Origin of the sequence: Pseudoalteromonas sp. HF66 (genome assembly GCF_011806445.1) — a bacterium.
Taxonomy (GTDB): Bacteria; Pseudomonadota; Gammaproteobacteria; order Enterobacterales; family Alteromonadaceae; genus Pseudoalteromonas; species Pseudoalteromonas apostichopi.
Genome location: NZ_JAATOU010000008.1, coordinates 69,693 through 89,465 on the forward strand (window position 1 = coordinate 69,693; position 19,773 = coordinate 89,465).

Below are 19,773 nucleotides of genomic sequence, written 5' to 3' on the forward strand. Positions count from 1 at the left end.
AAAAAATGGAACATTACGGAACTATCTTATTAGTAGAAGATGATATCTCGCTCGCCAACTGGGTTGCGGAATACTTAATTGAGCAAGGCTATCAAACGACTATATGCCAACGCGGTGACCTAGTAGTTGAGCAAGTACGTAAAACAAATCCAGACTTAGTGTTGTTAGATATTATGCTACCAGGTCAAGATGGTATTAGTGTGTGTCGCGATTTAAGGCATTTTTATCAAGCTCCGATTATTATGCTAACTGCACGTGATGATGAAATGGATGAAGTTATAGGCCTCGAAGTGGGTGCCAGCGACTATATGATGAAACCAGTTCGCCCTCGCGCTTTATTAGCACGTATTAAAGCTGCACTTCGTTCTAAAACCGACACGCATGAAGCTGCAAACTCTGAACTTATAAGTGTTGGTAAATTATCAATTAACACTGAATCACGCACGGTTTACTTGGCTAACGACGAGGTACATATTTCAAGCGCTGAATATTTACTGCTAAACTATTTAGCAAGCAATGCAGGTCAGGTGGTATCTCGTGATGCGGTGTTTAAGGCAACGAAAGGCCGAGAGTATGATGGCTTGGACAGAAGTGTAGATGTACTCATTTCCTCATTAAGAAAAAAATTTAATGATGACCCACAGCACCCTGAAAAAATTAAAACCATTTGGGGCAAAGGCTATTTACTTGTTGCCACTGCTTGGCAATAACGACTAGCGCCTGTGAAAAAGTTTTATATTTCGCTACTTGGTAGCGCTTTGCTTTCAATCATTGTTTTGGGCTGGCTAATTGATGCTTTTAGCCAACAAACCCAGGCACCTCAGGATGTGTTTTCTAGCGAAACGAAAATGATCAAAGGTTTTGCAAAGCAACTGGCTAAACTTGACGCGAAGCAACGAGAGCACGCTATTGCAGAGTTTAATCAAGACTTTTCTGTACAACTTGAGTATCGACCAACCCAATCCCTTGCGCTGCCTTACTCATTATTAGCTCAAATAACTCAGCCAAGTGGTCTCATTCTAGAAGATCAGCAAGGCTATTATTTGCTTTACAGTGAAGCAGCCCTTGATACTCATCATATAAAAATGCGACTAGACAAAGACTTAACTCATGAACAAGGTAACGATGTATTACTTACCTTGTTATTCTACACTGGGTTATGTGTATTTATGGGCTTCATTATTGCACCACTTGCAAAGCGTTTAAGCGTATTAAACGAGGCGGCACAACGCTTTGCAAAAGGTGATTTAAAAAGTCGCATTCAATTATCACACTTTACTTATATCAAAGATGTTGAACTGACATTTAACCGCATGGCAAACCAAATAGAAAAACTCCTTGATGAGAATAAGTTAATGGCATCGAGCTTATCTCATGATATTCGCACACCTATAGCTTGTTTACGATTTGGTTTAGAAGCGGCACAAGACTGTCCAAGTGAAGAAAAGCGCCTTGAATATCTTGCACGCATGGAAAACGACTTAGATCAAATGGAGTCTATGTTAAAAAGTTATCTGGCATTTGCAACACTTGAGCAAAAATCTAATCAGCTAACGTTTAACCACTCTGATCTGCAAACTTATATTCTAACTTTAATTCATCAAATAGAACCTAAGCTTGAGCAACGCGGTTTACGAATCAGTCACCGAGTTAAAGTTGGTGATATTTGTGCTGATTTACACTGGTTAGCACGCGCCATTGTTAATCTATTAAGTAATGCCTGTGACTTTGCAGAGTCTGAAATTTCAATCAGTGCAACCAGTACTAATGAGTGTATCACTATAAGTATTGAAGATGACGGCCCTGGTGTGAGCGAACAAAATTGGCAAAAAGTATTTAGCCCATTCTTTCAAGAACAAACGCACCGTAATCGCGATGGAGAAAGCTACGGGCTAGGTCTTGCTATCGTGGCTAAAGTCGCTGATTGGCACCACGGCACGGTCGAAGTATCAAAAAGTAAGCAGCTAGGTGGCGCCTGTTTTAGCATAACAATCCAAAATAAAAGCCAATAAACATGTTTCATTTGTGTTAATTGTTTCGTATTGTAATGCGCAATTGCACGAATTCTACGCTGACAACTCGCACACAACGAAGAACAACCAAAATGCGGATGATTAACCCTTTTTATTTAGTGTTAATTCGAGTAGATTGTCAGCGCCGTCACAAATAGAGAAGTAACAATAATATGAGCGCATCACGTGGGGAGTTCAGCTCCCGCTTTGGATTTATTATGGCTGCAGCAGGCTCTGCTGTTGGCTTAGGAAATATTTGGGGTTTCCCAACACAAACTGCAAGTAATGGCGGTGCCGCGTTTTTAGTGGCTTATTTAGTGTTAGCATTTTGTCTTGCTTATCCTGCTTTAATGGCTGAGTTAGTAATTGGTCGTCATGGTCAAGCTAATGCCGTCACTTCACTTCGAAAAGTAACGAATCAAGCATGGCAAAAGAAGTTCGCCTTCGTGGTGGGTTTTGGCGGTATTATTTGTGCGGGTCTCATCTTAAGCTTCTATGCGATTGTGGCTGGCTGGATGCTGAGTGCAACCCTCGAACCCGTTGCACAATTAGCCGGTCAAGAACAAGCTGGCGCTTGGCTAAGTGAGCAATCACTATCAAGAAATCTTATATTTACTGCTGCATTCATAATTCTAACCGTCTCTATTATCTCTAAGGGTGTAGAAAACGGCATCGAAAAATGGTCTAAACGCTTAATGCCTGCCCTTTTAGGTATTTTGTTTATGCTAATCATCTATGTAATGACGCAAGAAGGCGCGATGGAAGGCCTAAAAGCGTATTTAGTGCCAGACTTTTCATCGATTTTAAACCCAGAGTTATTAGTGAATGCGTTAGGGCAGGCGTTTTTCTCATTGTCGCTTGGTACCAGCGTAATGATTATCTACGGCTCATACATAAGCAAAAAAGAGAATTTAGTATCGCTAGGTGCGTATGTTACTTTAATCGATGTGTTCATTGCCTTTGTAGCTGGTTTATTGATTATTCCAGCTATGTATGTTGCACAAGCGCAAGGCGTACAAATTTTTTCTGCTGAAGGTGCCCTACTTTCTGAAGATACCTTGGTATTCCAAGTGCTACCAGCATTATTCACTAGCATGGGTGATGTAGGTATTTTTGTTGGCTTTGCTTTTTTTGCTTTAATGAGTATTGCCGCATTAACGTCATCAATCTCGATGCTAGAAGCACCTGTTTCTTATGCAGTTGAGCGCTTTGCTTTGAAACGTGTTCAAGCTACTTGGATCATCGGTGGTATCATTGCACTCGTTAGTTTCACAATCGTATTTAACCTAAGCACGTTATTTGGTTTTGTAATTACTTTAACCACTAAGATTGGGCAGCCTATTCTAGGCTTAATGTGTTGTATTTTTGTCGGTTGGATTTGGCATCGTGCGTCTTTACTAAAAGAAATTCAACAAGGATGCCCAGAAGCTGCAAACAGCTTCTTCTGGAAAGTATGGCCATGGTACATTAAGTTCATTTGTCCACTTGCCATTGCATTGGTATTTGCTAACTCATTACTAAATTAACAAATTACGGAGGTAGCCATTTGGCTACCTCAAACACATATCCTGGTGTGGAATGCCATCTTCTAAATAATCATCCCCCACATTTACAAAGTCAAATTGCTGATAAAACCCGGTTAAATAGCACTGAGCACCAATCATGATCGCTTTATCTGGCCAATGTTTTTTACAAGTATCTATCGCGGTTTGCACTAGTTTAGTTGCCAACCCATCACCACGAAATTGCTCTGCAACCAGCACTCGACCAAATGCGCTAAATTGCTCATTCTTTTTATAGCAACGTGCATAGGCAGCTACCTGCTGAGCTTTAAACAAAAATATATGCTGAGTAAGCTCATTGTTATCAACTTCGTCAATTTCTGGGTAAGGACAGGTTTGCTCTACAACAAATACATCAACCCGCGCCCGTAAAATGGCGAATAACTCATCTTTACTGAGTTCGCTATAACTTTTAATAGAAAACATAACGCTCCTTTATGAAGACAAAAAACCCAGCCGTAGCTGGGTTTTAACTAACTAGCTAATAGTTAGTCTTTAAGCAAATAATCGTTCTAGCTGATCACAAAGCTGTGACAGATTTACATGATCATGTTCAATGGTTAAATCTACATAACCATCCCCTCTGAAGGCGCGATCAAGTTCGATTAATACATGTGTTTTATGCGCTTCAGGCACAAACGACAACTCAACCTCTTGTAAACCAAAGAGGCTACGGCTATTTGGGCGATATTCTAATTCTTGATAACAACCAGAGTGTGATTGAAAAGTGGGAGCCCTTAAGAAGCCTTTTTCTACATCCGCTTTTACTAGACTGAAGCCCAGTCGATCCATCGCTTCCATAAACGTGCTTACAGCGTCATTAGGATAAATATGCAATGCATCACGGTCTGTTGGATCAAGCGCTAAATCAATGTCTAAGCCAGTTTCAAGCCAAACATGCGATTGGTTATAACCAGCATTAATTTCGGTGATCGGTGTTTCAGAATGAAGGCGAGCTTCAAATGGAATATGTTTTTCAACACCCGCTGCAATTGTGCCTATATCTGTAATACGCCATTTTTCAATAACATGGTTTGTGAAATACTCACCATCTTCGCCATCGACTTTTACACGTGTCATAAGTGCTAGGTCTAAACCCGATATTTCTTGGTTCACATCGCCACCTTTGATGACAATAACGGCATTAAACTTTTGACCCGGTTGTAAATGCTCTGTCTCGAGTACAGTGTCAACTTTTGCTGCACCAATACCTACTGATGCAAGGATTTTCTTAAACATCTATTCTCCTTAAGCCAGCTTCTAACCTATGGCTTAAATTCCTTTGTTAATGCATCTTAACCACAATTAAAAGCTAATGTCAGCGAAAAAATGATGCTTTTGCCGGATTAATCAATAAATCATGTATAAGTGCTTATTTTTTGAACTCCTATTACTCGTTGTTGTTTTCCAACTACGAATATTTCGCTACACTTCAAACAAATGAAGTTAAAAGAACAATTATGGAACTAATCTACTTTGCTACCGCGTTCGTTTGTGGCTTTGCTGTTTACCAGTTAAAGCTGCCTCCTCTTATCGGCTTTTTATTAGCGGGTTTTGCACTCAACCTATATGGATATAAGACAACCGAGCTGCTAAATACCTTGGCAAGTCTTGGTGTTACTTTGTTATTGTTTAGCATTGGTCTTAAACTCAAAGTATCTAACCTAATGAAGCCACAAGTATGGGCGCCAGCCTCAATGCATATTGTTTTGAGTAGCACGCTGTTTAGTGGTTTTATGTTGTTATTAGGTGCCTTAGCACTACCTTTATTTAATGAGCTGACTTGGCAAAGTGCATTATTAGTCGGCTTTGCCTTTAGCTTCTCAAGCACCGTATTTGCAGTAAAAGTACTTGAAGAGCGCGGTGAAATGGCAAGCCTTCATGGTAAAATTGCTATTGGTATCTTAGTTATGCAAGATATCTTTGCGGTTATCTTCTTAGCCATCAGTACAGGTAAAGCCCCAAATATTTGGGCACTGGCATTATTAGTCGGCTTACCAGTTTTAAGACCTGTGATGTTTTGGGTATTAAACCGCTCAAAGCACGGTGAATTATTGCCGCTGTTTGGTTTTTTCTTTGCACTTATTATTGGCTATCAGGCTTTTGAATTCGCGGGCCTTAAGGGTGATTTAGGCGCTTTGATCATTGGTATGATGTTCGCTTCACATAAAAAAGCTGGTGAGTTATCAAAGTCGTTACTTAATTTAAAAGACGTATTATTAGTCGGCTTTTTCTTAAATATTGGCTTGAATGCAGAACTGACAACTCATGCAGTGATCGTTGCAATCATCATTATATTAGTCTTACCATTAAAAGTTGCTCTTTATTATGTGCTAACAAACACATTCAAATTACGTGCTCGTACTTCTTTGTTAAGCGCCTTCAGCTTAGCTAATTATAGTGAGTTTGGCTTAATTGTGTGTGCTGTTGCCGCCACCAGTAATATGATCACCTCTGAGTGGTTGGCAGTGATGGCTATTGCTGTGTCGATCACCTTTATTTTAGCTTCGCCATTAAATAAGCGATCAAATGAAGTTTATGTGAAAATTGAACATTGGCTGCTTAAATTTGAAAGTGATAGTCGTCTTGCTGAAGAGCTGCCCGTAAACCTTAATGATACAAAAATTGTTATATTTGGCATGGGTCGCATTGGTACAGGTGCTTATGAAACAATCAGCCAAACCCATCCAAATCTTGTCGCAGGTATTGATATAAAGCCTGATGTTGTTGATAAACATATCAAACGCGGTCGCCGTGTATTGCTTGCAGACGCCACTGACCCTGATTTCTGGCAGCGTGTAAATCACTCACATGTAGGGATGGTGATGCTTGCGATGCCGAAGCATATGCAAAATATTTTTGCTTTAGAGCAACTTCGTGCTTCTGGCTATGAAGGTCAGGTTACTGCTATCGCAAACTACCCAGATCAGCAAAAAGAACTAGAAGATATGGGGGTTGACTCGACATATAACTTCTATTTAGAAGCTGGTAGTGGCTTCGCTGAGCATGTAAAACAAAAACTTTTCTCTTAATGTAAAAAAAAATTATCAGTACCTCCAGATGGTACTGATAATTATTTTCACTGTATTCAGTTAGTTGGCTAACTAGTTTTCTTTCCTCAACAACCCCGTCCCCACATTGGGTTAAGCCTATTTACAAAGCTTTACATCCAAATTAGCAATCAGGCTAAAAAAAAGAGTAGAATTAATTCTAAGGTGCTTAGCTAAGTATCTATTTTTAACACAAAAAAGTTTAGCCATGTTGTGATTTCGTTATCTCAAATACAGCGCGGTTAGATTGATTGAGGTTGTTTAAATGAAAAATAAGTTTACCAACGAGTTTTTAGCAAATACGGATGATGCACGTGGTGGGAAACTTTCAGATATTCAGCAGCAACTTGATGAGTTACAAAATAACGGCATGACTGCTTTGGATATTAGAACCGTGCTATTCAACAAGATGCTCGATGTATATCAAGTACCTAGTGATCATTTTCTTCGTGACTGTGAAACACCTGAACGAATCGACGACCCAGCTATTGCCCTCAAGCTAAATAAGCTTGGCTTTACGAAAAAGCGTCGTAACCAACTACACTAATACGCCGTAATTAATTTAGTGGCTGTTATTCTGAGGGCCTACATCCCTCACTAAATAGGCTGTTTCTTGCCCGTCACAGCCTATTTTCTCTCCCCTTTTTACCGTATCATCTAGCTTTAAAATTTCTTTGAGATAAAGATGGATACAGCTCAACTCAAACGCGCCATAAATACTAAGATGCCATTTGGAAAGTATGCTGGTCGCCCTTTATTATTGCTGCCAGAGCCTTATTTGGTGTGGTTTAAACAACAAGGATTTCCTGATTCCCAGTTAGGTGCACAACTAGCGATGATGTATGAAGTGAAGCTCAATGGCCTAGAAAAAATGCTAATGCCATTATTAGATGAAAAATAATTAACCTTTTTTCGAACTTTTATAATTAAGTGCGGTCTATTACTTTGCTACTTGTTTATTTTTGGTTTTAATCTTTAAAAAGCGCCTTAGGCGCTTTTTTTATGCCTGCAAAAATACCTGTAATCTAAGGCTTAATTAGTCTTGAACAAGCGAATCACAAATTTTGCTCCACCTAATGGTGAATCACACACTTCAGACTGCCCTTGATGCCAACTGACAATTTTAGCGACAATTGCAAGACCTAACCCAAAGCCACCTGTTTTCTTATCACGGCTTTTATCTAAACGAGTAAATGGCTTAAAAATACTTTGCCACTCAGATTTAGCGATCCCTGGACCATCGTCTTCAACACTAATTTGTATCGAATCACCTAACTCTTCAAGGCTCACATGAATTTTGTGGTTTGCGTATTTTTGTGCATTGCCTAATAGGTTTTGAATACAACGCGCCATAAAATGCTCGTCACACTCGTAGTAAAGCTGCTTAGGTGCACTCACAGCTACCTCAATGTCAGTAGCAAATTCGAGCTTATTCACCACACTGTTGATAAGCGCAGTAAGGTCACAAGAACGTGGTTTTAAACTCGGTTGATGTGAATCAAGCCGCGCATATTCCAGCATTTCGGAAACTAATGCCTCAAGCTCTGCAATATCAGCCTGCATGTTATCAATGTAAGTATAAGATTTTTCATTCTCAACTTGCTCTTCAAGCATAGCAATTGCAAACTTTAAACGAGCAAGTGGCGTTCTAAACTCATGAGAAACAGAAGAAGTAAGCTCTTGCTGTGCTGCTAGAAGGTATTGGATACGCTCTTGCATCGCATTGAGTGTATCTGTGATTGGCAGGAAAAAGGATTTGGAAGCGTCTTGTAGTTCGAAGTCTTGCGCTCCTCCTACAGCTTCACAGGCAAGTGTGAGTTTATTAAAATCTCGCCATAGTAATAAGCTCCATAGCCCAATAGGCAAACCAATTACTGTTAATAATAAAAAGTAAGGCCAAACTGAGCTAAAATTTGGGTTTTCAACAGAAAGTGGACCTACTTGCAAAAGCTGTGTGTCGTTGATAGCAATATACCAAACCACCTTTTGCTCTTTATTAAACAAATACAGATGATGATCATTTTTGAGCTGTGATTTTAAATCATCTGGTAAAGCAAGGTCTGAGAGATTAATCAATTCGCTTTCATACTCTCGTTCTAGCGAAGCTAAACCATTATCCGTTTGGCTTAATAGCCATAGAGATTTACCAAATTCTTGGTCGAGGGCTATTTGTTGTTGAGTTTCTTCGTAGGGCCATAACTGTTCTATGACCCCACTAACAAGAAACAGAGAAACTATTATATAAAGATATAAGCTTGCAAATAGTTTCCCCATTAATGTTTACATATCCCATGCATCAGATACAAAGAGGTAACCTTGTCCCCAAACTGTTTTAATTCGGTATGGTTTATCACTGTTATCACCTAGCTTCTTGCGGATACGTGATACGCGTACATCAACTGTACGGTCTAAGCCATCATACTGACGGCCAATCATATGCTGGTGCACATGTTCACGGCTTAACACTTCACCTGCATTTGATGCGAGTAACCAAAGTAGCTCAAATTCATGGGAAGTCAGTGTAATTTCACTGCCTTTTAGTGTAACGATGCGGCTAGTTTTATCAATAGTTAAATCACCAAAACTAAGCTCTTCAGGTGCTTTGTTAGTAGCTTGTCCACGACGTAATAACGCATTAATACGCGCTAATAACACACGAGGCTCAGCAGGCTTGATTACATAATCATCTGCGCCAAGCTCCAAACCAATCACTTGGTCAAAGTCTTCACCTTTTGCTGTTAACATTAAAATAGGTAAGCTGAATTTATCACGAACCTGACGACACACACTAAAACCGTCTTTACCTGGTAACATGACATCTAAAATCATTAGATCAACAGGGTTGTTTTCAAGGTATTCAAATACTTCATCGCCGCGTTCAAGGACCGCAACATCCAACCCATTATGCTGAAGGTAATCACGTGTTAACTGCTGTAAGCCGAGATCATCTTCAACAAGTAAAATCTTTGCCATTGGTTGCTCCTAAATTAAAAAAAGCTCCACGGTGAGCGTAACCTACGCCTCGTTGTTTTTGCTTCGGTGCTTTGCACTTCGACTTTTGCTGTCGCAATTTTACTCCCCGTGTGCGGATTGACTAAGGAGTATATTGTTTCAATCTGAACCCGCGCTTTATGGCTGAAAACCCCTGAACTAGTGTCGTTCCAGCATTGAATTTTCTGATTATTTTGGTACAAACACAAATCTTGAGGCTGTTGACTTTGCCAACTCATTTTTAACTCAAGATCACAAAATTCGTGCTGTTGTAATACAACGCACACTTTTGGTGTGATATCAAACTGAGTCGCTTGTGCATAGCTTGGGGAAGCCCAAATAACAGCAACAAACACACACAGACTAAAAGCAAAATACTTCATATTAAAAAATATGATTGAATCCTATAAATGCAGTCATCGAGTACGTGTGTTCAAAAAGCGGACTGTCATCCACGGCTGAGTAGTCATAATATGCTAAATGAAAACGAAGAGAGTTAGCCTCACTCAGGGGCCAACGGGCGTCGATTTTAGCATAAGGTTGCCAGCTACTGCCAACATCAATTTCCCCATATGAGGACTCTTCTGCCGATAAACCATAAAAATAATCATTTAGTCTGGCTGATTTGTACCAGATCCCTAGGCTAGGTGCGATCGATAAGTTTCCTATACGGTGATGTGATTGCCATTGTAAAGCACTACGCAAACCGTTATAAACTCCGGAAACATCGGTCAACGCTTGTACAGAGATAACATGATTATTTCGAATATAGTGATAACTTAAGCCAGCATCTAAAGCCCAGCGTCTTTTTTTAATATCGCTTGTAGATACAGACTTTTCTGCCAGTTCATTACTGGTGGTCGATTCAACAATAAAACTATTTGATGTTTGCAGTGCAAATATATTACTTGGATGGAAATCTATAAAGAAACGCGTCTCAGGGTTGAACTCAGTAACAAAGTTAACGACGTGACTATCACTCTCTTGTAATGAATAACCTAAACGGCCATTATCAAAGAACCATTTTTCACCATAAAAAGCGATTTCAGGCAGCACGAGCAAAGGTAAGTTATCACCTCCATGAAGTGGATTCGTGATCACCCCCGCACCTGTATTAATACTTAGATGCCATTGCTGGGTATCAATCTGTTGATTTGCCACACGGCTTTCACGTTCAGTGCGCGTTGAGTCATCAGCGCTTGCTTGACTCACTAGCATGCCAAATATGGCATAAACCAGTGCGCACATCCTGATCGTTTGAGATTTCATTGTTATTTTACGACCAAAGAAATTTATGCAATAAAAGCATAATATCAAGATGTGAACAAACTGTCGTTGCAAGGTTACAACTATTCACAAATTTGATACATATATCGATTAAGTTTGTTACTCTTCGACGATTTCTATGCGATTGCGACCATGCTCTTTTGCTAAATAAAGCGCTTTATCAGCTTTAGCAATCAGTTGTTCCGGTTTACTATTTTTAGCTTTAATAGCAATACCAAAGCTTGCTGTCACTTGGCTTAACACCTTGTCAGATTTAGGATTTTTAATTTGTAGTTTAGTAACAGCCTGACGTAGTTGCTGGGTAAAGTTAGTCATATCACTAATGCTGGCAAACTGAGCCGTGAAACAAAACTCTTCGCCACCATAACGATAAGCTTGGCCAACACTTGAAACATGCTTAAGTAGTTTTGCTGAAACAGCTCGTAAAACTTGATCTCCTTTTTGGTGACCAAAGGTGTCGTTAAACTGTTTAAAGTGATCGATATCGACCATTGTAAGCACGGCGACTTCAGCTAAATTATTAGTTTGGCAAAATCGCGTTATATCTTCATCAAACTTACCACGATTATAAAGCCCAGTCAGAGGGTCTTTTTCAGCTTTACTTCTTGACCTAACAAGCTCTTGCTTTAGCTCTGTAATTTCGGAGTACGCCATAGCGAGTTGGTTTTGAAAATCTTGCGCACGGCTTTGCAAAGCTGCCGACTCATCACTTAAACGCTCTACACAATCAAGTACATCATCAAAGCCACTTTCTTGGCTTATATCAGCACTCGTTAGTGTTTCACGACACTCTTGCAGCGCCTGATTAAATTCAGTTGAGTAATTTAGTGCTTCGTTAATATCTTGATGTACCTTGCCAACAACATCGTTAAAGCCGCTAGAGAGCTGATAAAATAGTGCCAAGTCATCCCGAGATAAGTACTTATCGAAAAGCCGTTTTGCCTGCTCATGACTACAAGTATTGTGTTGTTTAATAATACTATCGAGCTCTTTACTTAACTTTTGATTTTTATCACTCACATAGCAATACCAAAGCGCATAATTAAGCGGCGTAATTGGCATCTTGTATTTTACCATTAGAGGAATTGCTAGCTTCAGACAATGGCTCGAGTAGCTTAAAGAGTGGTCGGCTTGCGCTGAGAGTATCATGAGTCTAGGCCATGAAAATTTTTATTATTTCAATTAAGTTAACAACACCCAAAGAAAAATCAATGAAAAAGGATTTTGACAGACTAAAACCAGTAAAAACCACGAAAAAATTTTACAAAAACCAATACTAAATAACTAATTAAAGTGTGCGGTTGTATCTATGTAAAAGTTTAAATTAAAGTCAAAGCCACTAGTTATTAAGTTAAATTGCTTGCTGGGTAAGCGATTGAGCAATACTCCAAATCGCGTTGAGTGCAGGATCATGACGCTCTTTATTTAGTACGGCTAGACCAATTTCGAAACCTGCAATAGTTTGTTCTGCATCACTAACAATTTGCACTTTATCTTTGAGCGGGCTGTTATCCAGTACTATTTTTGGCACCATAGCAATACCTAAACCTAGACTCACCATAGAGACCATAGCTTCATGACCTGCAACCTGCGCATATATACGGCCATGAATATTTTTTTTACGCCACCACTGCTCAAGACGCTGTCTTGATAAACCTTGCTCAGCAACAATAAATTCTAAATCTGACCAATCAATTTGCTCATTTGCTGACAGTTTTTCGCTGATCGGGCACACGATTTTTGGCGCAATCAATACTAGTGGCGAATAACCAACACTAGTAAAGGCAATTTGTCCCGGTAGTTTTGTTGGTTTAGCAGCAATTGCCATATCTTCATGACCATCTAAAACACGATTTATTGCTAATGCAGGGTCACCAGTATTCAAAGTAATTTCAATATATGGGTGCTGCATACGCAGTTGTTCAAGTATTTGATGTAAAAAACTATATGAGGCAGTTACAGAGCAATAAATACTGACATTGCCATAAACATGCTGTTGCGGCTCTTGTACATTAGCTTTAAAACGATGCCAGTTAGCAAGCGTCGCATTAGCGTACTCAATAAATGACTCACCCTCGCGGGTTAATTTTACGGTGCGATTATCCCTATTAAATAACACCACCCCAACCTCTTCTTCGAGTTGCTTGATGTTCCGACTCAAGGTTGGCGCACTGATATGGCAAAGCTCACTGGCTCTTGCAAAGTGTAGCGTCTTTGCTAACGCCAAAAAGTAATTAAGATGTTTATGATCCATACCACCACCATTTCATTTTATGAAATACTTTAATTCAAATATATCATTTTACGCAAGGTAAAAAATTGCATAGTGTTAAGACATACAAAGAACACTACGTCGGTTCTTTGATTTTCTAACAAAATTGTATTTATAGGACACTAACAATGGCGAATTATTTTAATACTCTTCCTTTAAGAGAGCAGTTAGCGCAATTAGCGCAGTGTGAATTTATGGACCCAGCAGAGTTTGCTGATGGTGTAGACGCTTTAAAAGGGAAAAAACTCGTTATTGTCGGTTGTGGCGCACAAGGCCTTAACCAAGGTTTAAATTTACGTGACTCAGGTTTAGATGTTTCTTATACATTGCGTGAATCAGCTATTGCTGAGCGTCGTCAATCTTTCTTAAACGCATCTGAAAATGGTTTTACTGTAGGCACATATGAAGAGCTTATCCCAACAGCAGATGTAGTATTAAACCTAACACCTGATAAACAACATACCGCTGTTGTAAATGCTATTATGCCTTTAATGAAGCAAGGCGCAACGCTTGCTTACTCACATGGTTTCAATATTGTTGAAGAAGGCATGCAAATCCGTGAAGACTTAACGGTTATCATGGTTGCACCTAAGTGCCCTGGATCGGAAGTACGTGAAGAATATAAGCGTGGCTTTGGTGTACCAACATTGATTGCGGTTCACCCAGAAAATGATCCTCAAGGCCATGGCCTAGCTCAAGCTAAAGCTTATGCAGCTGGTACAGGTGGTCATCGTGCTGGCGTATTAAAATCATCATTCATTGCGGAAGTTAAATCTGACTTGATGGGTGAGCAAACGATTCTATGCGGTATGCTACAAACCGGTTCATTACTATGCTTCGACAAAATGGTTGAAAAAGGTATTGATGCAAGCTACGCGTCTAAACTAATCCAATACGGTTGGGAAGTGATCACTGAAGCACTTAAGTATGGCGGTGTTACTAACATGCTTGACCGTTTATCAAATCCAGCAAAAGTAAAAGCATTTGAATTAAGTGAAGAGCTTAAAACAATTATGCGTCCACTTTACAATAAGCATATGGATGACATCATTAGCGGTGAATTTTCTCGTGGCATGATGGCTGATTGGGCTGAAGATGACGCAAAATTACTAGCTTGGCGCGCCGAAACAGCAGAAACCGCATTCGAGAAACAACAAAATACAGATCAAGAAATCAGCGAGCAAGCATTCTTCGATCAAGGTATTTTAATGGTTGCCATGGTTAAAGCAGGTGTTGAGTTGGCCTTCGAAACCATGACTGCGGCAGGTATCATCGCTGAATCTGCTTACTATGAATCACTACACGAAACGCCACTTATCGCGAATACCATTGCTCGTAAGAAGCTTTTCGAAATGAACCGAACTATTTCAGATACTGCAGAGTATGGCTGTTACTTATATAACCACGCGTGTTTACCGTTGCTGCAAGATTTTATGAAAAATATCGATACAGATGTAATTGGTAAAGGTCTTGATAGTGCTAGCAACCAAGTTGATAACCAAACCTTGATTGCCGTGAATAAAGCACTGCGCGAGCACCCGGTTGAAATTATTGGTAGCAAGCTACGTGGTTACATGTCAGCAATGAAGAAAATTGTTTAACCCTGGAAAGTAAGTTTCGCTTGTTAGAAACCAAGCCCAATTGCTTATATGCTTTGGGCTTTTTTTTTGTCCCTACATTGATTCGTCATCTATAAAGTGTATGCTAAAATTACTGACTTAAATGTTGTAAACTAAGACACTTTCATGGCGTTAAATCAACTCACCATTACTAAAAAAATTACACTGCTTGGCAGTTCTATTGCCCTAATTGTTGCTGCGTTAATCGGCGCAACGGCTATATATAGTGCAAAACAAATCATTGAACAACGAATGATTGAATCTGAACTACCTAGCAAATTGCAAGCAATTGATAATTATATTACTCATGATATAAATCAAATGATCAGTGCGGCAGAGCAGCTATCTAGTAACGAATTTGTATTAGAATGGGCTCGCTCAGGTAATACTGATGACAAGACTTTGCTTAAAGAGCTCAACCGCCTTGTTAAGCAATACGACTTAGCAACTGCTTCGTGGGCTAATCGAGAAACTGCACAATATTGGAACCAAGATGGCTTTTTGCGAGTTTTAACCAAAGAGCAGGATGGCTGGTTTTATGCGTTTACCAACACTACACAGCCTTTTTCAATCAGTATCTATCAAGAATCACCCACTGATGTAAAAATGTTTGTAAATCACCAGCAAACCAATGGGATTGGTTTAGCAGGCCTTGCAAAAAGTATTGACGATATGCAAGCAATGTTACAGCGTTTTAAAATTGAAGAGACTGGTTTTGTTTACATTGCCGATAAAAACGGCCTAATTCAGCTTCATAAAGACGAGAGCAAAGTCGCCAAAGCTAAATTAGATGACGTTTATAAAACTGCTATCACTCGTTCTCTGTTAACTCAAAGTGAATTCAATTTACAGGAAATCGATCTTGATGGTGAAGCGACATTAGTAGCCGCAAGCCCAATCCAAAACACAGATTTATTTGTCATTGCCCAAGTACCTAAGCACGAAGTATTTTCTAGCATCCAAGTTTTACAATGGCAAATTATCAGCTTTGCAATTGTTATTGCCCTCATTGCAAGTTTTGCAGGGCTGGTGCTGGCACGTACACTATCATCGCCGCTGTCTAAAATGGCAGAGTTGTTTACTCGTTTAGGCTCTGGTGATGCAAATTTAGCTTATCGTTTGCCTGCTTCAGAACAACCTGAACTCGCTAACTTGTCAGCAGGCTTTAACCAATTCATCTCTAAGATTGAGACTGCTATCAGCCAAGTTGCCCAAGAAAGTAGTGAAATAAGACAAAGCGCTGATCATGTGTTTAAGCAAGCACAGAAGAACTCTGAAGCGCTAGATAATCAAAAAGAACAAACAATTTCGGTCGCAGCAGCGATTAATGAAATGGGTGCGACAGTGCAAGAAATTGCCTCAAGCGCAGCTAATACGGCTAAACTCACTGAAAACAGTAAACAAAATACCGAACAAAGTCATACTCAGGTAACACAAAGCAAAGAAGCAATTATAGAACTTGCATGCGATATCGATAACATCACTGAGCAAGTAAACGAGCTTGCAAATAAAACGCAAGCTATCGCCAGTATTGTTGACTCTATCAGAGGTATTTCTGAGCAAACTAACCTATTAGCACTTAATGCGGCGATTGAGTCAGCTCGTGCTGGTGAGCATGGTCGCGGTTTTGCAGTTGTAGCCGATGAAGTAAGAGCATTAGCAAACCGTACTTCACAATCAACAACTGAAATTCAAACGATGATCAGTGAACTAACGAATACGTCTGATCTAGTGGTTAATCACATCAACCACTCGAAATCACAAGCACAGTTAAGCGTTGATGCAATGCAAAGTTCAGTTGAATTGCTCAATGCCATTAACGATGCTGCCAATGAAATAAACGATATGGCGACCTTAATAGCGACTGCTACCGAAGAGCAAAGTAACGTAGTGGCAGATGTGGGCCGTAACATTGAGCAAATAAGCGATATTAGTGACAACGTAATGCGTGAACAAATCGACAGTGAACAAGCAATCAAAGATTTAGCAAACAGTGCTCAAACTCTTGATGACCTTGTTGCGACCTTCGATAAACGCTGACACGTTTTGTAACAGTTAACCCTGACCCTTTTTCATTCACGGCCTATACTTAAATGGTATTAGGCCAAGAATTAAGAGGGTCAGATGAAATTACCTAGCATTGTTTTAGCCTCAAGCTTTTGCTTATTAACAGCGTGTAGTAGTACAGAAAATAACACCGCTCCCCCACCACTTGCTTTGACGCAAAGTAATACGTTTACTCAAACCTCAGTTGAAACTCAACAAGAGATTTTTGCATTAAATGAACATGTAAAAGAGCAACTTGATAGTACCTTTCCAAAAGACAGCCGTTCATTGCAAAGCACTAAACGTTTGCTCAAGTTCCTTTTGCAAAATGGTGATGCGTCTTTATCTTATCAATCTGGTGCTACCTTAACGGCTAATCAAGCCTACTCAAATTTAAACGCAAATTGTTTATCGTTATCGATTTTAGCCTACAGTCTTGCTGAGTATCTCGGCCTTGAAGGACAATTTCAAAAAGTACATATTCCAGAATATTGGGCACTTGATAATGGCTTTAATTTACTCACAGGCCATATCAACTTAAAAGTAAGTGAGGCCCAAAAGCTCGTGGTAAATAGAAAAGTCATTTACCCAGAAGAGCGCTCTTTAGTGATAGATTTTGATCCAAACAGCCGCCAAGAAGCGTTTAAAACCAGCAACATCAATAAAGCACGTATTACAGCAATGTTTTATAACAATAAAGGCGCAGCTGCGATGCTAAAACATGATTATGATACTGCTTTTAGCTATTACAAAGCAGCTGTTAATATTGATAGCAACTACTCAGGTGCTTGGGGTAACCTTGGGGTATTGTTCAGATTAACAGATGACTATCCAAGAGCTGAAACAGCCTACCAATACGCGATTAGTTTAGATCCAGATAACAACACCGCATTAGGCAATTTAGCCAGACTCTATAATCTGACCAATCGCGAAGAGCAAGGCCAGGCGATATTAGCCAAGCTTGATAATAAGCGCCAAGCAAACCCCTATTATCACATTTCTTTAGGTAATGATGCTTACACGACCGCCCGTTATCAAGATGCAATAAAGCACTACAAAAAAGCCCGTGACTTAAACCCAACCCTGCATGATACTGATTTTGGTTTAGCGAGAACCTATTATCAATTAGGTGATCTAAAGCTCGCTAAAAAGTACTTAACTATGGCAAACAATAAAGCAGACTTTGATCATGATAAACAGCGTTACGAAAGTAAGTTACAAGCGCTTCGCTCGCATACTGCAAAGCTTATTGATTACCGCTAGTGCTACACTAAGCACTGCGCAAGCTTTTGCCAGTACAGATTTAGAACGAGACGTCATAACGCTAACATCGGCTCAATTTGCTGGGCGAAAAACGGCGACTCAAGGCGCTCAGTTAGCCGCCCACTTTATAAAAGAGCGCTTTATTGCTCATGGCTATTCTGTTGATGATCAAGTATTTACTTATCAGTCAGGGTTATTTAGCGAGGCTTCAGGACGCAATATTATCGCCACAAAAAATAGCCACTGTGAGAAGTGTAAAAAAGTAATTTTTACCGCTCATTACGATCATTTAGGGCAAAAAGGTAATCGGCTCTACCCAGGTGCGAACGACAATGCCAGCGGCGTTGCCGCTTTACTTTATTTAGCTGAGCACTTTGCGCAAAGCCCTCTGCCCTATCAATTAGTTTTTGTTGCAACCGATGCAGAAGAAAATGGCCTACATGGTAGCGAGTACTTGGTATCGACACTTAATAAAGACGAAATCAAACTTAATATTAATTTAGATATGCTCGTTGTGAACCCCAGAAAACCGCGTATCTATGCATTTTTAGATAATCAATCATTAGCACATTATGAAGCTGACATTAAAATTCTATCTGATGAACAGTTAACCTTTATGGTAACTAGCTCGTCAGCGAGGCTAAATCGGTTATTTGATCTCAAAGTTGATTGGCGTAGAGCAAGCGACCATTATTCATTCGCTAAAGCGGGGATCCCTTATATTTACTTTGGTATAGGACATGACAAACACCACCACCAAAGCACAGACACGGCGGCGCACATCGACTTTACACTATTCGAATATGCCATAGCGAAAATAGCCCTATTTATTGAAAAGCTTCCAAGTTAGTTATTTAGGTAGCTCAGACGTTAAAACAAACTGTCTTTTTTGTGCTTTGCTGAGCTTTTTTACGCTTATTTCTAGTTTAGTTGCTTCACTACGGTTACCCACCTGCTGTTGATAGATAAGCGTTAGAGGCCCTTTTCCCTTAAGATTTTTCGCACCTTTTCCCGCTTGATGCTGAGCGAATCTTTTTTCAACATTGGTACTGATCCCTGTATACCAATGACCTAAACGTGTTTGCACTATATACAAACACCACATGACATCTGAGTTATCGCTGTTTTTTAAAGGCTGATGTAAACTTTTTGGGTTTGCAGTGGTCAAATTTGTGCCTCGTGGTTTTTAATCGCATTTCAGTAAAAACAATTACTGAAAAGGGTTTTACCTTCTGTGACTAATCGGTATCATGCAGTGTATAAAAAATAAGGATTCAAACAAATAATGCAGTCGTTTAAAACTTTTTCTTTTTGGTTAGTACTTACCCTTACTTTAAGTGCTACAGCAGGGTGTTCAAGCTGGGTTTACCGTATCAATATTCCTCAAGGTAACTTTTTAGAACAATCAGATGTAGATAAGCTACGTGTTAATATGACTCGCGAGCAAGTACTGTATGTTCTAGGCAAGCCAGTAGCAGAAGACTCTTTTGATAAAAATACGTGGCATTACCTGTATGTATTTAACATTGGCCGTAGCAACGAGCAACGTAAGTCACTCACTATTAACTTCGAAAATGATAAGCTTGTTTCGTTATCAGGTGACTACGAGCAACCTAGCGAATTTAATACGCCGCTTGAACAAGAGTAATCTTAATTCTAATTAATTAAGGG

20 protein-coding genes are annotated in these 19,773 nt (G+C 39.7%); 11 read left to right on the top strand and 9 right to left on the bottom strand.

Going from position 1 to position 19,773, the window contains the following annotated elements; translation table 11 throughout:
* Positions 1-5: 5 nt before the first annotated feature.
* The 3 genes from HCZ11_RS09920 (at position 6) to HCZ11_RS09930 (ending at position 3,538) form a co-directional block, all read left to right on the top strand.
* Entirely contained in the window at positions 6-710 is a 705-nt protein-coding gene (locus HCZ11_RS09920) for a response regulator transcription factor (protein ID WP_130051084.1), read from the top strand.
* 12 nt (positions 711-722) lie between these two features.
* Positions 723-2,012 (top strand): ATP-binding protein, encoded by a 1,290-nt coding sequence (locus HCZ11_RS09925; protein WP_130051083.1) that lies wholly within the window; start codon positions 723-725, stop codon positions 2,010-2,012.
* 173 nt (positions 2,013-2,185) lie between these two features.
* Positions 2,186-3,538 (top strand): sodium-dependent transporter, encoded by a 1,353-nt coding sequence (locus tag HCZ11_RS09930; RefSeq protein ID WP_167658350.1) that lies wholly within the window; start codon positions 2,186-2,188, stop codon positions 3,536-3,538.
* Between the two features lie 24 nt (positions 3,539-3,562).
* Here HCZ11_RS09930 and HCZ11_RS09935 read toward each other — a convergent pair whose 3' ends face one another.
* Both HCZ11_RS09935 and HCZ11_RS09940 read right to left on the bottom strand, forming a co-directional pair.
* A complete protein-coding gene (locus HCZ11_RS09935) occupies positions 3,563-4,000 on the bottom strand; it encodes a GNAT family N-acetyltransferase (protein ID WP_130051081.1) in 438 nt (145 codons plus the stop codon).
* Positions 4,001-4,069: 69 nt separating this feature from the next.
* Complete coding sequence (locus tag HCZ11_RS09940) at positions 4,070-4,813, bottom strand: sporulation protein (RefSeq protein ID WP_167658351.1); 744 nt, start codon at positions 4,811-4,813, stop codon at positions 4,070-4,072.
* A 221-nt stretch (positions 4,814-5,034) separates the two neighbouring features.
* Between HCZ11_RS09940 and HCZ11_RS09945 the strand changes: the two genes are divergently transcribed.
* The 3 genes from HCZ11_RS09945 (at position 5,035) to HCZ11_RS09955 (ending at position 7,525) form a co-directional block, all read left to right on the top strand.
* The gene (locus HCZ11_RS09945; protein WP_167658352.1) at positions 5,035-6,606 is read left to right on the top strand and encodes a cation:proton antiporter family protein; all 1,572 of its coding nucleotides are present in this window, start codon (positions 5,035-5,037) and stop codon (positions 6,604-6,606) included.
* 283 nt (positions 6,607-6,889) lie between these two features.
* The gene (locus tag HCZ11_RS09950) at positions 6,890-7,171 is read left to right on the top strand and encodes a hypothetical protein (RefSeq protein ID WP_130051078.1); all 282 of its coding nucleotides are present in this window, start codon (positions 6,890-6,892) and stop codon (positions 7,169-7,171) included.
* A gap of 138 nt (positions 7,172-7,309) precedes the next feature.
* Entirely contained in the window at positions 7,310-7,525 is a 216-nt protein-coding gene (locus HCZ11_RS09955; protein ID WP_062564309.1) for a DUF3820 family protein, read from the top strand.
* 131 nt (positions 7,526-7,656) lie between these two features.
* Here the strand turns inward: HCZ11_RS09955 and HCZ11_RS09960 are convergent, their stop codons facing one another.
* From HCZ11_RS09960 to ilvY, 6 genes are all read right to left on the bottom strand, one after another.
* A complete protein-coding gene (locus tag HCZ11_RS09960; RefSeq protein ID WP_167658353.1) occupies positions 7,657-8,898 on the bottom strand; it encodes an ATP-binding protein in 1,242 nt (413 codons plus the stop codon).
* Positions 8,899-8,904: 6 nt separating this feature from the next.
* Positions 8,905-9,597, bottom strand: coding sequence for a response regulator (locus HCZ11_RS09965; RefSeq protein WP_054562019.1), 693 nt, complete (start codon positions 9,595-9,597; stop codon positions 8,905-8,907).
* Positions 9,598-9,611: 14 nt separating this feature from the next.
* Complete coding sequence (locus HCZ11_RS09970) at positions 9,612-9,998, bottom strand: DUF3019 domain-containing protein (protein WP_130051075.1); 387 nt, start codon at positions 9,996-9,998, stop codon at positions 9,612-9,614.
* Between the two features lies 1 nt (position 9,999).
* Complete coding sequence (locus HCZ11_RS09975) at positions 10,000-10,833, bottom strand: MipA/OmpV family protein (protein ID WP_130052263.1); 834 nt, start codon at positions 10,831-10,833, stop codon at positions 10,000-10,002.
* Positions 10,834-11,001: 168 nt separating this feature from the next.
* The gene (locus tag HCZ11_RS09980) at positions 11,002-11,979 is read right to left on the bottom strand and encodes a GGDEF domain-containing protein (RefSeq protein WP_233786745.1); all 978 of its coding nucleotides are present in this window, start codon (positions 11,977-11,979) and stop codon (positions 11,002-11,004) included.
* 274 nt (positions 11,980-12,253) lie between these two features.
* On the bottom strand, positions 12,254-13,156 hold the full coding sequence (gene ilvY / locus HCZ11_RS09985) for an HTH-type transcriptional activator IlvY (RefSeq protein ID WP_130051073.1): 903 nt from the start codon (positions 13,154-13,156) through the stop codon (positions 12,254-12,256).
* Between the two features lie 146 nt (positions 13,157-13,302).
* Between ilvY and ilvC the strand changes: the two genes are divergently transcribed.
* From ilvC to HCZ11_RS10005, 4 genes are all read left to right on the top strand, one after another.
* Positions 13,303-14,775 (top strand): ketol-acid reductoisomerase, encoded by a 1,473-nt coding sequence (gene ilvC, locus HCZ11_RS09990; protein WP_130051072.1) that lies wholly within the window; start codon positions 13,303-13,305, stop codon positions 14,773-14,775.
* Positions 14,776-14,919: 144 nt separating this feature from the next.
* Positions 14,920-16,833: a methyl-accepting chemotaxis protein gene (locus tag HCZ11_RS09995; RefSeq protein WP_130051071.1), complete on the top strand. Its 1,914-nt coding sequence runs from the start codon at positions 14,920-14,922 to the stop codon at positions 16,831-16,833.
* Between the two features lie 84 nt (positions 16,834-16,917).
* Positions 16,918-18,102 carry a tetratricopeptide repeat protein gene (locus HCZ11_RS10000; protein ID WP_167658354.1) on the top strand — a complete coding sequence of 395 codons (1,185 nt, stop codon included), beginning with the start codon at positions 16,918-16,920 and terminating at the stop codon, positions 18,100-18,102.
* Entirely contained in the window at positions 18,089-18,952 is an 864-nt protein-coding gene (locus HCZ11_RS10005; RefSeq protein WP_167658355.1) for a M20/M25/M40 family metallo-hydrolase, read from the top strand. Before HCZ11_RS10000 ends, HCZ11_RS10005 begins: the two co-directional genes overlap by 14 nt.
* Here HCZ11_RS10005 and HCZ11_RS10010 read toward each other — a convergent pair whose 3' ends face one another.
* Positions 18,953-19,270: a GIY-YIG nuclease family protein gene (locus HCZ11_RS10010; RefSeq protein WP_240701308.1), complete on the bottom strand. Its 318-nt coding sequence runs from the start codon at positions 19,268-19,270 to the stop codon at positions 18,953-18,955. It lies immediately after the preceding gene.
* A gap of 117 nt (positions 19,271-19,387) precedes the next feature.
* On the opposite strand from HCZ11_RS10010, the gene HCZ11_RS10015 reads away from it, so the two are divergent.
* A complete protein-coding gene (locus HCZ11_RS10015; RefSeq protein ID WP_063528054.1) occupies positions 19,388-19,750 on the top strand; it encodes an outer membrane protein assembly factor BamE in 363 nt (120 codons plus the stop codon).
* The last annotated feature ends 23 nt before the right edge of the window (positions 19,751-19,773 follow it).